The sequence below is a fragment of the Brevibacterium sp. FME17 genome, assembly GCF_014897515.1.
GTDB lineage: Bacteria > Actinomycetota > Actinomycetes > Actinomycetales > Brevibacteriaceae > Brevibacterium.
In genome coordinates, this window is sequence record NZ_JABUYD010000002.1 from 183,191 (window position 1) to 197,987 (window position 14,797).

The window sequence follows — 14,797 nt, forward strand, 5'->3', positions numbered from 1 at the left end:
TGACCATTCTTGATATATCGTACCCGCAGGAGTAAAAAGAACGAGTATTCGTTTTCAATGATTGGACAGGCATGCAGACGAGAATCCTCAGCACCTCGGACGGCGCCGGGAAAGGCCACGACACCGAGAGCACGGCCAACAAGGCCGCAGCCGAAACCGATAAGGAAGCGGCCGCTGCCAATGAGAGGGCACCCAAGCCCAGCATCAAGCAGGCTCTGCTCGCCGCTGTCTTCGCTGCTGCCATCGTCACCATCATTCTGCTGGCGTTCAGCTGGCCGACGGTCACGTCTGAACCCAAAGATCTGCCGATTGCCGCCGTCGGCGATCAGGAGCAGATTGATCAGGTCGTGTCCAACGCTCCCGATGGCATGCTCGATCTCAAGAAGGTCGATTCTCGCGCCGAGGCGCAGCAGCTCATCCGTGAGCGTGAGGTCTACGGGGCATTCGTCTTAGGCGACAAACCCGAGATTCTCACTTCGACCGCGGCCTCCCCACCGGTGGCCCAGCAGCTCAATGGGATCGCCACCCAGATGCAGCAGAAGATCGACAAGCAGGCGATCTCCGGCATGCACGATGGAATGAAGAAGATGCAGAAGGCAATGGCTGCGTCTCAAGGTCCTGGCGGACCACAGGGAAACCCAGGTGATCAGGCACAGGCCCCAGCCGCCTCGGCGATGGAAGTACCCCAGGTCATGGTCACCGACGTCGTGCCGCTCAACGACAACGACTCCACCGGTGCTGGTCTCGCGATCGCCGGCCTGCCCCTGACCATCGGTGGAATTGTCGGCGGTGTGCTGACCAGCATGATCGTCCACTCCCGCCGCATGCGGGCCGTCGCGGTGGTGGCCTACGGCGCAATCGGCGGACTCGCACTGACTCTCGTCCTGCAATCGTGGTTCGGCATTCTGCAGGGCAATTTCGGGCTCAACGTACTGGCGGCCGGCCTTGCTGTAGCGGCGACAGCGGCACTCATCAACGGCTTCGTCTCGCTGATAGGCCCCGGCGGCATTGCGATCGGCGCTGTGCTCACGATGTTCATCGGCAACCCGATCGCTTCTCTCCAGGCACCGAAGGAGTTCCTCGCAGGGGCTTGGGGCGACATCGGACAGTTCCTGGTCCCGGGCGCCTCGGGCACGCTGTTGCGCGACCTCTCCTACTTCCCGGACGCACCCATGGCGATGCAGTGGTGTGTGCTCATCGGATGGTTCGTCTTAGGCATCGTCCTCATTCTCGTCGGTCACCTCAAGGCTCATTCGAGGAAGCGCGTTGCCGTGAGCTGAGCTGCCTGATCTGCCAGAACTCCTCCAGCGGTGAGAAGCCGATGAAGGCAGGTCGCGCCACACCAATCATCGGGTACCTGGCCCCACCTGCACTCGAGGACTATCCTCGGGTGCAGGAGGTACACCCCGATGACAGCACTGACGAACGTGACAATCTGCCGTACGTGCGGTGTCGAGACGTGCACGCCTCCCCCGGACGTGTGTCCGATCTGTGCAGATGAGCGCCAGTGGCTGCCCTCGGCTGGTCAGGACTGGACGACGCGAGAAGAATTAGTATCCGAATACCACAGCGTCTCCATCGTCGAGCGAGAACCCGGTCTCTACGCTCTGCGCGTGGAACCGAAACTGGGCATCGGGCAGACGTGCTATCTGACGCAGTCCGAGCACGGCAATGTCCTCTTCGACGTCCCGCCATATATCGACGAAGACGTCATCGCCGCAGTATCAGACCTCGGCGGCGTTCAGGCTATCGCAGCCAGCCACCCCCACATGTTCGGCCTGCAGCTCGAGTGGAGCGCAGCCTTCGACGATGCCCCGATCTTCGTCTGCCGTGCAGATGCCGACTGGGTCCAGCGTGAGGGACCCAACATCTGGCTTTACTATCACGTCGCGGAACCCGTTCCCGGGGTCCGCCTGCAGCGCACGGGTGGCCACTTCCCAGGTAGTGCTGTGGCCATGTGGACCGGCCAGGACGGCCGCGGTGTCATGCTCAGCGGAGACTCGATCGCACCGGTCGCCCGGTCGGGCTGGGTAACGTTCATGCGCAGCTTCCCCAACTATCTGCCGCTATCGGCACGAGCTGTCAGAGCCATCGCCGCTTCGGTGACCGACCTCGACTTCGATCGCATGTACGGCAACTTCGGACAGATGATCTCAACCGGAGCCAAAGAGGCAGTGGCAACCTCAGCCGAACGCTACGCCGAGTGGGTCTCAGGAGTTCACGACCACCTGACCTGACACGACCACCTGACCTGACCATCTGACCGGACCCGCGTACTTGAGTCTCATGTATGAGGCAGAAAACCCCCACCACCGAGGTGGGCAGTGGGGGTACGCCTGTAGGATCCGCTGGTCGGTTCGTTCGCTGTGACTGACCTAGCGTGGAATCAGCGTGAGCGGAACTGTGCTGTGACTGGGCAGTCGAAGGGGTCGGCCTGACCCAGTCCGGCCCGGTTGAGGTAGCGGACGATGATGCCGAATGATTCGAAGAGCGTCGTCTCTGTGTACTTGATGTCCTTCTGGGCGCAGTATTCGCGGACCATCGGCTGAACCTTGTGCAGGTTGACGCTGGGCATGCTGGGGAACAAGTGGTGTTCGATCTGATAGTTCAGTCCACCCATGAGGAAGCCCATCGGACGCCCTCCCGAGATATTGCGTGACATCAATGTCTGGCGGCGCAGGAAGTCGATCTTCACGTCCTTGGGAACGATCGGCTGCCCCTTGTGGTTGGGCGCAAACGAGCCGCCCATGTGCAGACCGAAGACCATGACCTGGACGATCGTGAACACAATGCCGATGAGGGGCCCGGCGGCCCAGATGGCGATGAGAGGGAAGCCGATGAGCCGGATTCCGATGAAGATGCCTTCGATCAAACGGCGCTTGATCGAAGACTGACCCACGATGATCGCCTTGACCGAGTTCACGTGCAGCTGCAGACCAGCCAGTGTGAGCAGAGGGAAGAAGAACCACCCTTGGTGCGCGGCGAGCCATTTCCGAAGTCCGGTGAGTCCGTGAGCGTCTTCAGGGTCGAAGATCAGGGCGCCCGGGGCGATGTCACCGTCGACGCCAGCCTTGTTCGGGTTGGCGTGGTGGAGTGCGTTGTGCTTCTTCAGCCACCAGCCATAGCTGAGGCCGATGAATAGGTTGCCGACGATCGTGGAGACCCACTCGCCGACCTTGCCATTGGTGAAGATCTGACGGTGTGCCGCGTCGTGGGCGACATATGCGGTCTGGGTGAAGAGGATTCCGAAGACGACTGCTGTGGCCATCTGCCACCAGCTTTCGCCGATTAGGAAGAGCATCGCGAATGCGACGACATAGGAGAGTCCCAAGAGGACGAAGCGCAGGGTGTTCCACCCGGGGCGACGTGCCAGCAGGCCGGCCTCTTTCACCTGGGCCATCAGCGCACTGAAGTCGCTGGTGAATTCCTGTTTGTCGGTGCCGCGGTTGGCGCGCCTTCGTTCGAGCACCTCGGCCCTTGACTCTTTCCCAAGGGTGGGTGTCGACAGCGACCTATTCACGACATCTACTGGTTCCATATTACTTACAGTACGAGGGCGACCATCGCTTTGGCGTCACCCCAGAGCACCGTATTTCACCCCCTACCCAGGTAGGGGGTTGTGTCATCAGACTTGCGCGCCGGGCACAACGAGTCCCGATTCGTAAGCGGCGATGACCGCTTGGGCGCGGTCTCGAGCGTCGAGTTTATAGAGAATCCGCGACATGTGGGTTTTCACGGTCTGTACGGCGATGAAGAGTGAGGCAGCGATTTCCGTATTGGTCTCACCGCGGGCCACCAACACCAGGATCTCCCGTTCGCGGTCGGTGAGATCCGGCAGTGCGGCCGCGTTTGATACCTGAGGTCCTGCGGCGAAGTGTTCGATGACGCGGCGGGTCACGCTCGGGGCCAACAACCCGTCGCCCGATGCCACCACCCGCACCGCCTCGGCGAGTTCACTGGGTGGAGCATCCTTGAGGAGGAAGCCGCTGGCACCGGCGCGGATCGCATCGAAGACATAGTCATCGATGTCGAAGGTCGTAAGCATGATGATGCGCGGAACATCGTCGTCGATGGTGCTTGTACCCATCGTGCTCAATGTCGACTTCGACCTTCGGGAATCGGCAGTCTGCGGTCCCACAGGCACCCGATCATTCTGTCGAGCGGCCCGCCGGGTTCCGGAGGTGAGGATCTCCCGGGTGGCTTCGATGCCGTCGAGTTCTGGCATGCGCACATCCATGAGGACGATGTCGGGTTTCAGCTCGGCGACGAGGCTGACGCATTCGACGCCGTCCTGCGCCTGGCCCACGACTTCGATGTCGGGGTGAACGTCGAGCAGCGCGGCAAAGCCTGCTCGAACCATTGCATGATCATCAGCAATCACGATGCGAATCACGCGTTGCTCCTCTCGTCGCCCTGCGATTGAACTGATGCCTCGTCTATGCCGGTGCCCGTGCTGTCTGCACCTGTGTCTGAGGTGTCTGCACCTGCGTTTCTGCTGTCCGCACCCGCATTTGTGTGTGAGCCCGTCTTGTCTGAGCCCGTCTTATCTGAGTCAGTCTTAAGCGACGTGCTCTTTCCCGAGTCGTTTTTAGCTGAGTTATCTTTGCGCGAATCGGCCACAGCCAACGGCAGCACCGCTTCGACTTCGAAACCGCCATCGCGGTTCCAACCGGTTCGCAGCTCGCCTCCGACCGAGGCGGCGCGTTCTCGCATCCCGATCAGTCCCTGATGACGGTGGAGCTCGTTCTTCGTCACCTCCGAAGTGCCGTTCCCGGCAGTGTTGACGACGTTGATCCACAGTGCGGTGCCGCCGCTGTCGATCATGATGTGAATGTGGGAATCGGTGGCGTGACGGATGGCGTTGCTCAGCGCTTCCTGAACGATGCGGTACCCGGCAAGCCCGGTGCTGTCGCGCAAGCTGCGATCAAGCGGTCCCCCGCTGCGTTCCATAGTGACGTTGACACCGGCCTGCTGCGCCTTGTTCACCAGGCCTTCCACCTCAGAGAACTTCGGCTGCGGGGCAAGCTGTTGGCCCGCATCGTCATTGCGCAGCACGCCCAACAGTCCGCGCATCTCGGTGAGAGCATGGCGTGCAGACACGGAGATGTCCTCGAACTCCTTCACCACGTCCGAATCGATGCTGGGGTGGCGGAATGGTGCACTCGAAGCCTGGATGTTGATAATCGACATGCTGTGGGCGACGATATCGTGCAGTTCGCGGGCAATCCGCGTCTTCTCCTCGACCACGACACGCTTCGAATGCTCCTCGGCGGTGTTCTCCTGTTCCTGCAACAGCTGTGACCGGATCAGATGCCACTGCTGAACGATGACTGCGGCCACATAGAATCCACCCGCGATGCAGGAGAACACCACGATATTGACGATCGAGGAATCCGACCCGCTTTCGGGGTACTGAATATGGCCGAAGACGGCGGCCGCAGCAGAGATCGCGATGCTCGCCAGCAGCGCGGCCAACGCCACACCCCAATGGGCGCGGAGTCCGACGATGAGAATGATGAGGATCTGCGTGATCATCATCGGGACCATCCATGGCCAGGGAGCACCCGAAAGGTAAGGGCCAAGCAACGGCAGGACACCGCACGCGATGACCGAGAGGATCGCACCGAAGAGTGGGCGCAACATCGACAGCGGCATCGACCCCGCGTGGATCACGGTGACGATGAATGCCAGCGCAACGGGGGCTTCATGGACCCCGACCGCGATTGAGGACTCGACGGCGAGCATCACGATAGCAGTGAAGATCACCGCCACCCAGGCCAGCGCCTCAGGGTTGAATCTGCGGTCCGGTGGCAGGAATCTGTCGAACAGCTTACTGAGCAGCACGAATTCCGGTTCTCCTTCTGCGGCCGCGAGCCGACCCGATAGGTCGAATCACCTGGCACACTTTGTCAGTGCGACACTAGCAAACACGGCTATGCGTCCCGTGAGAGTTCCGAGCCGGTCCTATTTCTATTCGTCCAATGACACAGCAGAAGCCAGAGACCGCCGAGGTGGTCCCTCGCTTCTGCCAGCCAGTCAGTCCGAATCAGTGACGTTCAGAATGGTGGAGGGTCTTTCGCGAGGTCGTGTTCCCATTGCACGCGCGCAGCCTGCCACTCTCTGCTCATACGCATGTATTCGGCCTTCGAAGACCAGCCATCTAGTCTCTTCTTCGCCCTGGAGCTTGGGTAACCTCTGCGACGGCCCCGCGGAAGTCGCTTCATAGTTACAGAGTTCGACCCCGGTGGCAGGCAGGGTTGGAATGCTGCATTGTCCCAATCCAACATGCGATCGACCATCAGTTGTCGGCGTCTGACCTTCGTCAGATCATAGTCCTTCTGCAAACGTCGGCGGTGGTCGGCACGTTCTTGTTCACGCTGCCTCGCATCCTCACGTTTTCGAATCGTGGTCTCCCCGGGCATGAGCTCCAAAATATACGGCGGCGGAGGAACCATTTCCGTTGGGAGCCACCACTTTTTCAAACCGATCTCAGTCAGTGCATAGAACTCGAGGGCTTGAGCTGCGTCGACGGGCTGATCGGGTGCCGCAACTGTTGCCGTCACGCCGTGAGAGAACTCGTATTCGACCAGGCCAGATTGCGGCATCCGCACCGAGTAGCTTCGGGCAGTCTTCACCGCATGGTGTTTTTTGCACAGTGGATGCAAGTTGCTGAAGCGAGTGAGTCCGCCCTGGTCGGGATGGTCATGGTCGAACGGAATAATGTGATCGATCTCTGAGTTCTCTGCCCTTCGGTTGCACCCAGGTACCGTGCAGATCGCCCACTTGGCGACGAGTGTTTTCCGAACATCGCTTGGAATCCTGTAGGTGGTGGCTTTTGCGTCGATTGGTGTGCCTGTGGCTGGATCGGTCAGTATTCTCGTCAGCGTTTTCGAACGGGCCCCAATGCGTCGTGCGGTCTCCGCCGGCACTGGCGAACCATCGGCCATTGTTCCAGGCAGTTCCGATACACCGGTCAGCGTCAGATACGGAACCGTGACCACGACTGCGGCTTGATTCGCCATCCACCACTGGTCGGTGGGCATGCCGACGGTTATGTCATATTCTGTGACTTCTTCTTGCCGAGGCAAACCCGGGGCGAAGGCTCTTCCACTCGCAGGTGGTGTTGCCGCGTCTTTGACACAGTCAGTTAGCCCGCTAACTCCTTGGCCGTCGTAGTCAAACAACGGACTCCCGCTGTCGTCAAGAAGTGATGATTCGGAAGTGCCCTGAATGCCCGTCACCGGGTCGATCCGTTTCACCTTGATGCTGAGTTTCGGCTGTGGGCGGGTGACAATGTCGAACATGAGGTTGCTGATGGTGCGCTCGTCGATGACTTCGACACCAGGTGCCAGGTTGAAAGTGTTGGCCTGTCCTGCATGGATCGCTCGTGCCATGGCTTGGATGCGCTGAAAGCTGGCATGAACCTCAGCTGCAGGGCCCGTTATCGACATGCATGCGGTTCCATCCTTGAAAGTGTCGACATCTACTCGGCGACGACGCGCGACTGTTTCGGCACGGTCTTCTGCTGGTTCGAGAAGCTGGATCTTCTTGCGCAGTGCGGTGCGGAAGTACTCGCTCGTCACATCGGCCCTCCTGACTGCGAGATGCTCATCCAACCTGGGCAGAAACCGCATGGCAACCGTTTGGCATAGATCGGCGGCCGCATCCACGTGAGCTTGGGTGAATTCGCCGTCTCGGACGCGGTCGGCGAATCGTGGGAGTCCGTGAATGACCGTCATGGCCGCGGTCAGGCGACGGTAGGTGCGCGGCGTGGAAGTTCCGAAGACCGCGGAGATCTCGACAATGTCCTCGGTGAACACATTGTCGTGAACCCACCTGGAGAAATCGGTGTCAGGTTTGAAGCCGGGAAAGTCTGGAGATTCGACGATTTCGGGCTCAGGTTCAACCTCGGGTGATCGGACACTCCGCGCAAATTCGGCGTCGTAGTGCATCACCGTCGTCGGTGTGTCGCCGACCATCACGAGATCAGTACAGCCTCGGTAGCTTTCGAATTCGTCCGGCGGTGCCGAAGTCCACGCAAGATCGCTCACGGTCGTTCGCCGATCGGCATCCCGAACGTGCTCTTCGTTGGAGGACTTTTTGCAGCGATCGACCGAACCGGCGATCGTGGTGAACGTGTACGGGTCGTCCCCCGCGGGAACATCGGTGCCGTAGTGCTGAATGACCTGTTCGAGAATGACTCCAGAGCTGACCTTATAAACCTTCAGCTGAGCTTGGTCGTACTCTGCAGATGCGCTCCCGAGATCGGTGACGCTGGATTCGTATCGAACGCTGTAGCGAGGAGACACACTGTCGTCTTTACCCGTGCCGACGTCTGCGCCAGCGGGGTCGGCCTTTCCGTTGCCTTCGCGATGCTTCTCATTGTGGGTTGCGGATGTGTTTTTCATTGTGTGTCACCTGCCTCGTACGTCATCGTCGGGAGGAGTGAGTAGAACATAGATTGAGTCAACTGCTAATTACATTCTAGGTTATTCGAATGTTAATTGTATATACCTTTTCAAAAAAAACTTCTGATTCACTCTATGACGCTTTAATCACGCCCAGATCAGTTCGTTGATTCATGCTCTCAGACGGCACTGACACGCGATCCTTCACACGGCGGCTGGGGCCCGGACAACTCACTTGCGGAATTCGGACAGATGCCCGCCGGCAACCTCGGCGAATCGGTGGCGCGAACGCCAGGAGAGCCCCAGATACAACAGGAACGAGGCGAGGAACGATGGAATAGTCGCTCCAATCGGACTCAGGAAAGCATAGGTGAACAGGTAGGACACAAGCGCACCAATAACCCACACAGCAACTGCGGCCCAGTTGACGCCACGTGTATAAGCGTAGATTCCGCCGGCGTCACTCAAGATATCCCTCGTATAGGTCCGACTCTTGATGATGTAGTAGTCGACGATGAGGATCGCGAACACGGGAACGAAGAAGGCCCCGATCATTGTGAGGAAGTCGGTGTACTGGTCGAGCAGGGCCAGCCAGGTCGACCCGAGAATCGAGACGATCCCGAGCACCAATGCCACTGGCAGGAACTTCAGCTTCGTCCGCCGCTGCGCGCCGACGACTGAGTTGACCATCCCATAGACAACCATCGTGTTCGTCGCCATCACGGACAGGAAGATGACGATCGCCAACGCCCACCCGAATTCCGCGGCCAGCGCAGTCGGGTCGAAGAGAGCCGCGCCTGCGCCGTCGAGGAGGATATAGCTGAAGGCGGTGAGACCGAGGACCATAGCAAGCACCGTGGAGGCGATATAGCCGAGGCCGGAACCGATGATCCCTGACTTCTGACTCTTGGCCAGGCGGTTGAGGTCACCAGAGAGCACAGTCCACGAGATCGCAGTCGAGATGACGATGTCGAGAGCGAGCACCGGGGTGAATTCCAGACTGGGATCGGCCTGAACCGCAGTGTATTCGCTCGGTGAGTGCCCGCTGAAGGCGATGACGAAGACATAGGCCATGACCGCCAGGATAAGGAGCGCGAACCAAGGTTCGGCCTTCTCAATGCCCTCATGCCCGAGGATGGCAAGCCCGACGACCAGAGCCTGGCACAGAACGGAGAAGAGGATCGGGTTGGAGAATCCGGTCGTCTGCGCGACGACGAAGTTGACGCTGATGCCGGCGAGCATGGCTTGGACCCAGCTCCAGCCCATGAGGATGACGACGTTGGCTGCGACGGGCAGATAGCTGCCCTTGGGGCCGAATGCTCCCCTGGTGATCGCCATGGTGGCCAGCCCGGTGCGGGTGCCGATGTTCCCGATCAGAGTGAGCACGATTGTGCCGATGATCGTACCCGCGACGATGACGATGACGGCGGTGACGTAGTCGATGCCCGGGACGAAGAGTGTGCCGGTGAGCATGGTTGTCACGACGAGGTTGGCGGCCAACCAGATCATGAACATTCGTCTGGTGCCCAAGTGCCCGCGGATGACTCCGGAATCGTCGCTTCCGGATTCCAAGCGCGACTCGAGGCTGCGGTACCAGTTCACTGGGCGACCACCTCGGCGACGTTGGGTTCTGCATCAGCAGACTCATCCGCAGGCACAGCGTCGGGGACGGTCGACAGGTGTTCGTGTATCGCCAGGAGATTTCCGTCGCCGAGGTGGCGGAAGATGATGCTCTCACGTTCCCGATACGATTCTGCGCCCTCCCTCGTCGTCACCGTCGTATCGACGGTATGAGAGAAGACCGCTCCGCCCGGGAAGGTCTGCACGAGCCTGGCTGAGGAGACGCAGTCGGCTACGGACCATCCGTCGGCTATCCATGAGTCCCAGGTCCCCTCGTACTCCGCACGTGAGTCCAAGCGGTTGTCCTCGGGGTGGAAGATGAATGTGGCGTCTGGGGCAAATGCTGCGAAGTAGGCCTTCGCATCGGTCGTCGCAAAGGCGGCGACGATGGCGTCGGCGGCGCGAAGCACCTCGGCGTGGCTGGGTTCATTCACATCGTTGGGCATGACGATCGTCAACTTTCTTTGTCGCAGGTTCTCGCAGGTTCTCGCAGGCGGTCGCAGGTTCTCACAGCCAGCCGCAGGCAGAGCTGATGGGCCGAGTGAAACTCTAGTAATTTGGTGACCCAACACACTGTACGCAGTGGAGTGATTTTGGAATTGACCATCCACTGCGGACAGCGCCACCGACCACCCGCAGCGGCGCACTCCACGCCCAAGCCACTGCCTGCATTGCGAGATAGCGCTGTCAGCAATTGAGATTTCGCTTAGGTTGAAGAGCGTGTGACGTGCGGCTGCATCCGCAGCTCCCGCCGCAACCGTGCGTCGATGATCGTCATAGTGAAGATGAAGGAGACACTGCTTCCATGAGTGCGGAACTGATCTGCGTGATCGTCCTCGGCCTGATGTTCGTCATCGGCACTTGGCGTGACATCAACATGGGATTGCTGGGCTTCGTCGCAGCGGCAGGAGTCGGCGGTCTCGTCCTCCACCAGGCCCCAGAGGAGTTCCTCGCCGGCTTCCCCGTCGACCTCTTCCTCACGCTTGTGGGTCTGACCTATCTGTTCGGCTTCGCCCAGAACAACGGGGTCATTGAGGTCATCGTCAACTGGTGCGTCAAGCTCGTCGGCGGTCGGACTGCGCTCATGCCGTGGATCTTCTTCGCGCTCACCGCGATCCTCATCTCCCTGGGTGCGCTCTTCGCCGTCGCCATCATCGCGCCGCTGGCGTTGTCATTCGCACGCAAGCATCGGATCAACCAGTTCATGGTCGGTCTCCTCGTCGTCCACGGCGCGCTGGCGGGGGCCTTCTCCCCCATCAGCGTCTACGGCATCTTCATCAACGACTACCTCGCCAGGAACGGCCTGGCTCCGACTCCAGTGTCACTGTTCTTGGCGCCGCTGATCTTCAACGTGGTCTTCGCTCTCGTCGTCTACGTTGTCCTCCGTCGTCGACCCGGATTGCGCGCCGAGGTGGACGACGCCCCGCCCGCCAGAAATGCGAGTTCCGATATCGAGAGTTCTGAAACAGGAAGTTCGGGGACCGGAAACTCCGCCGTCGCAACAAGCACCATAAGGTTGACGCTGAGCCAGGTTCCGACCCTGATCGGACTCATCGCCATGGCACTGTCCGTACTGATCTTCGGCTGGGACGTCGGGATCGTGACGATTACGATCGCCGTCGTCCTCACCTTCATCAACCCAGCCGCGGGTAAGGCTGCGATGACGAAAGTGTCATGGTCAGTCGTCATTCTCATCACTGGTGTCCTCACCTATATCGCTGTGCTCCAGGAAGCAGGCACAGTTGAGTGGGTTTCCACGGGGATCTCGGCGATCGGAATTCCTCTGCTGGCTGCCCTCCTGCTCTTCTACATGTCGGGCCTCATCTCTGCGCTGGCCTCATCGCTGGCGATCATCGGCGTCGTGATCACCTTGGCCGTGCCATTCCTCGAATCGGGGGACGTGCATGTGGGCGGTTTCGTCGCAGCTTTGGCGATTGCGGCAACCATCGTCGACATCAGCCCCTTCTCGACCAACGGAGCAATGCTGCTGGCCAATGTTGACTCGACGATCCGTGATCGCTACTACAAACAGATGATCGGCTACGCGGGCCTCATGTGCCTGATCGGTCCCGGACTGGCCTGGGTGGTGGCCGCTGTGCCGACAATGCTGATGAAATGAGAAGTCTCTCTCGAGCGTGTCCGTCTTGCCAGCCTCCTCAACCCACCTCGCTGACGCCCCACGGTGCAACAATGCAGTATGACCGATCCGCTTTGGCATGAGCTCCTCGAGCGAGTGCGACAAGACACTCCGCAGCTTCTCGAGGACTTCTTTGGCGAACTCACTGAACATGAGGGCTACACCCACGGTCGCGTGCCCAAGTCCGACCTCAACGGAACCGCTGAGCAGGTCTTCGACCTCTTCCTCCGTCGGCTCTCGGCTGCGGAACACGTAGCCGAAGATTCGGCACTTCCGGATGCTTTGGGACGACGACGAGCCCGGCAAGGTCTGCGAGTCGACCACTTCACAGAGGCTGTGCGCATCAATTTTCGGGTCCTGTGGCAAGCACTCCATCGGGCAGCGCAACCAGATCTCACCAGTGTGCTCATGGACAATGGAGAACGCGTCCTCGATGTGGTGGAACGCTATGCGACCGAGGTGCAGCGGTCGTTCCTCAACGAGACAGAGGAGATGGCACGCTCGCGCAGGACCGCCCGCGAACGTGCCCTGACGAAACTGTTCTCCGGCTATGCCGACGAGAACGAGATAACTGCCATCGCCACAGTGCTTGGGATGAGGCACACCGGTGAATTCGAACTCATTGCAGTGCCCACCAAAGTCGTGACCGATGAGTTGGGGCAGAGATTCTCGACGCTCGAAGTGCACTCCTACGGAGACGAACAGATGACCTATCTGTTCCGTCACCGGCGCAAGCTGATCACCTTAGTCGATGAACTGCCCGGTCTCCCAGGCGGTTACATAGCAAAGATCGACGGAATAGGTCAGGTGCCGCGCGCAGCGGCACTGGCCAAACACCTCGGCGAGCTTCATCCGGGCAGGTCTGCGGTCAACGTGAGGGAAGGATTCGCCGCCATTGCACGTACCGCAGTTCAATCGCGCATCAGCGGCTTCGAGCATGAACTGCTCGGTGACTTTGCGACCCCGGCCGGTGAGAAGCGCACTGAGAGACTGAGCCGTCTGGCCACAACCATCGCCGCATACCTGGAACACGGCTCCGTTCAAGAGGCAGCCGACTCGCTCTTTGTCCATAGGAACACTGTGTTCAAACGTCTGCAGTCCTTCCACGACATCACCGGTTTGGACGTGACCATCCCCCGGGATGCAGCGATCGCCCTGATCCTGACGCAGGACGACTGATCGGCCGAGGGGTTGAAATGCACACCGAGGTGCTCGAAGTCGAGACATCCATCCACTGCCTATTGGCCTGCACTCCCCTAATCTCGAAACAGCGCCCGAAACCAAAACGAGCTGCGCTCGAAGGAGAACCCATGATCACCAACGACGCCAAGCAACGAATCCTTGCAGCGGTCGATTCCGCGTTCGATGACCAGCTGACGGCCACCGCCGAACTGGTGAGCTCCCCCTCACGTCGTGAGCATGAGGAACCTGCGCAGGATCTCATCGAAACCCACCTTAAGCACCTGGGCCTCGATATCGACCGGTGGGTCATCGACTCGCCCGAGCTGGAGGCCCACCCTGGCTTCGGCCCCTCCACCGTCGACTACACGGGGATGACCGATATCGTCGGCACCTATACGCCTGCCCGAGACAGCGGAAAGTCCCTGATCCTCAACGGCCACATCGATGTCGTGCCGCAGGGACCGGAGGACAAATGGTCGCGCTCACCCTGGGACGCCGAGGTGCGAGATGGATGGATGTATGGCCGCGGTGCCGGTGACATGAAGGCCGGACTGATCGCCAATCTGTTCGCATTCGACGCGGTCCGCCGGGCCGGATTCGACCTCACCGGTCGGGTCCACCTGCAATCCGTCGTCGAGGAGGAATGCACCGGAAACGGGTCCTTGGCCGCCTGGCTGCGCGGCTACACCGCAGACGCGGTCATCATCTCGGAACCCGAAGAAGATGCGCTGGTCAGAGCCAACGTCGGCGTCCTCTGGTTCACGGTACGAGTCAGCGGAAATCCCACGCACCCACGCGAGATGGCCAACGGCTTCAACGCCATCGATGCCGCCTTCGAAGTGATGCAGGCTCTGCGCGTCCTCGAACAGACATGGAACGATAGGAAAAGCGAGCACCCGTACTTCGAAGACCTCGACCACCCGATCAACTTCAATTTCGGTGAGATCCGCGGGGGCGACTGGCCATCAAGCGTGCCGGCCTGGTGTGAACTCCAGGTCCGCGTCGCCACCTACCCGGGTACGAGAGCCGACGACGCCTGGGCCGAGGTCGAGAAGTGCGTGAGAGATGCTGGAGCCGGACGGTCGACGGTCGTCGGTTCCCCATCACGCCCGACCTTCGACACGGTACTGACACCGAACGGCTTCTACGCCGACGGCTATGTCCTCGAACCCGGCAGCGCCGCAGAAGAGCTGCTTGAACGCACCCACCGAGAGGCGTTCGGTGCGGAGCTCACGAGCTTCACCACTCCTGGCTATCTCGATGGTCGCGTCTTCGTCAACTACGGCGATATGCCGACTCTGGTCTACGGCCCTGTCTCGGAGAACATCCACGGCTTCGACGAACGAGTGAGCATCGAATCAGTGCGTAGATGCACGAAATCCATGGCGCTCTTCATCGCCGAATGGTGCGGCATCGACGAATAGTTCGGCACATTGGATCTGCAACCCTC

At 60.2% G+C, this 14,797-nt stretch carries 11 protein-coding genes; 5 read left to right on the forward strand and 6 right to left on the reverse strand.

What is annotated here, in order from left to right; all coding sequences use genetic code 11:
• Positions 1-71 precede the first annotated feature (71 nt).
• Together INT40_RS02770 and INT40_RS02775 are read left to right on the forward strand one after the other, a co-directional pair.
• Positions 72-1,280, forward strand: a complete 1,209-nt coding sequence (locus INT40_RS02770; RefSeq protein WP_193095432.1) for an ABC transporter permease — start codon at positions 72-74, stop codon at positions 1,278-1,280.
• A gap of 129 nt (positions 1,281-1,409) precedes the next feature.
• Positions 1,410-2,237 carry a hydrolase gene (locus INT40_RS02775; RefSeq protein WP_193095433.1) on the forward strand — a complete coding sequence of 276 codons (828 nt, stop codon included), beginning with the start codon at positions 1,410-1,412 and terminating at the stop codon, positions 2,235-2,237.
• A 149-nt stretch (positions 2,238-2,386) separates the two neighbouring features.
• Here the strand turns inward: INT40_RS02775 and INT40_RS02780 are convergent, their stop codons facing one another.
• The 6 genes from INT40_RS02780 to INT40_RS02805 form a co-directional block, all read right to left on the reverse strand.
• On the reverse strand, positions 2,387-3,538 hold the full coding sequence (locus tag INT40_RS02780; protein ID WP_226830668.1) for a fatty acid desaturase family protein: 1,152 nt from the start codon (positions 3,536-3,538) through the stop codon (positions 2,387-2,389).
• Between the two features lie 87 nt (positions 3,539-3,625).
• A complete protein-coding gene (locus INT40_RS02785; protein WP_193095434.1) occupies positions 3,626-4,393 on the reverse strand; it encodes a response regulator transcription factor in 768 nt (255 codons plus the stop codon).
• Entirely contained in the window at positions 4,390-5,844 is a 1,455-nt protein-coding gene (locus tag INT40_RS02790; protein WP_193095435.1) for a sensor histidine kinase, read from the reverse strand. Before INT40_RS02790 ends, INT40_RS02785 begins: the two co-directional genes overlap by 4 nt.
• A 212-nt stretch (positions 5,845-6,056) precedes the next feature.
• Positions 6,057-8,408: an HNH endonuclease signature motif containing protein gene (locus INT40_RS02795; protein ID WP_193095436.1), complete on the reverse strand. Its 2,352-nt coding sequence runs from the start codon at positions 8,406-8,408 to the stop codon at positions 6,057-6,059.
• A gap of 231 nt (positions 8,409-8,639) precedes the next feature.
• Complete coding sequence (locus INT40_RS02800; protein ID WP_319021918.1) at positions 8,640-10,010, reverse strand: purine-cytosine permease family protein; 1,371 nt, start codon at positions 10,008-10,010, stop codon at positions 8,640-8,642.
• The gene (locus INT40_RS02805) at positions 10,007-10,474 is read right to left on the reverse strand and encodes a YybH family protein (protein ID WP_193095437.1); all 468 of its coding nucleotides are present in this window, start codon (positions 10,472-10,474) and stop codon (positions 10,007-10,009) included. Before INT40_RS02805 ends, INT40_RS02800 begins: the two co-directional genes overlap by 4 nt.
• 359 nt (positions 10,475-10,833) lie before the next feature.
• Here INT40_RS02805 and INT40_RS02810 point away from each other — a divergent pair, with 359 nt between their 5' ends.
• The 3 genes from INT40_RS02810 (at position 10,834) to INT40_RS02820 (ending at position 14,771) form a co-directional block, all read left to right on the forward strand.
• Positions 10,834-12,147 (forward strand): SLC13 family permease, encoded by a 1,314-nt coding sequence (locus tag INT40_RS02810; RefSeq protein WP_193095438.1) that lies wholly within the window; start codon positions 10,834-10,836, stop codon positions 12,145-12,147.
• Between the two features lie 78 nt (positions 12,148-12,225).
• The gene (locus INT40_RS02815; protein ID WP_193095439.1) at positions 12,226-13,344 is read left to right on the forward strand and encodes a helix-turn-helix domain-containing protein; all 1,119 of its coding nucleotides are present in this window, start codon (positions 12,226-12,228) and stop codon (positions 13,342-13,344) included.
• A 131-nt stretch (positions 13,345-13,475) separates the two neighbouring features.
• The gene (locus INT40_RS02820; RefSeq protein WP_101569728.1) at positions 13,476-14,771 is read left to right on the forward strand and encodes an ArgE/DapE family deacylase; all 1,296 of its coding nucleotides are present in this window, start codon (positions 13,476-13,478) and stop codon (positions 14,769-14,771) included.
• Positions 14,772-14,797: the final 26 nt, after the last annotated feature.

Coding starts and splice junctions, on each gene's coding strand:
- INT40_RS02770 (WP_193095432.1), top strand. CDS start 72: ATGCAGACGAGAATCCTCAGCACCTCGGACGGCGCCGGGAAAGGCCAC.
- INT40_RS02775 (WP_193095433.1), top strand. CDS start 1,410: ATGACAGCACTGACGAACGTGACAATCTGCCGTACGTGCGGTGTCGAG.
- INT40_RS02780 (WP_226830668.1), bottom strand. CDS start 3,538: ATGGAACCAGTAGATGTCGTGAATAGGTCGCTGTCGACACCCACCCTT.
- INT40_RS02795 (WP_193095436.1), bottom strand. CDS start 8,408: ATGAAAAACACATCCGCAACCCACAATGAGAAGCATCGCGAAGGCAAC.
- INT40_RS02805 (WP_193095437.1), bottom strand. CDS start 10,474: ATGCCCAACGATGTGAATGAACCCAGCCACGCCGAGGTGCTTCGCGCC.
- INT40_RS02810 (WP_193095438.1), top strand. CDS start 10,834: ATGAGTGCGGAACTGATCTGCGTGATCGTCCTCGGCCTGATGTTCGTC.
- INT40_RS02815 (WP_193095439.1), top strand. CDS start 12,226: ATGACCGATCCGCTTTGGCATGAGCTCCTCGAGCGAGTGCGACAAGAC.
- INT40_RS02820 (WP_101569728.1), top strand. CDS start 13,476: ATGATCACCAACGACGCCAAGCAACGAATCCTTGCAGCGGTCGATTCC.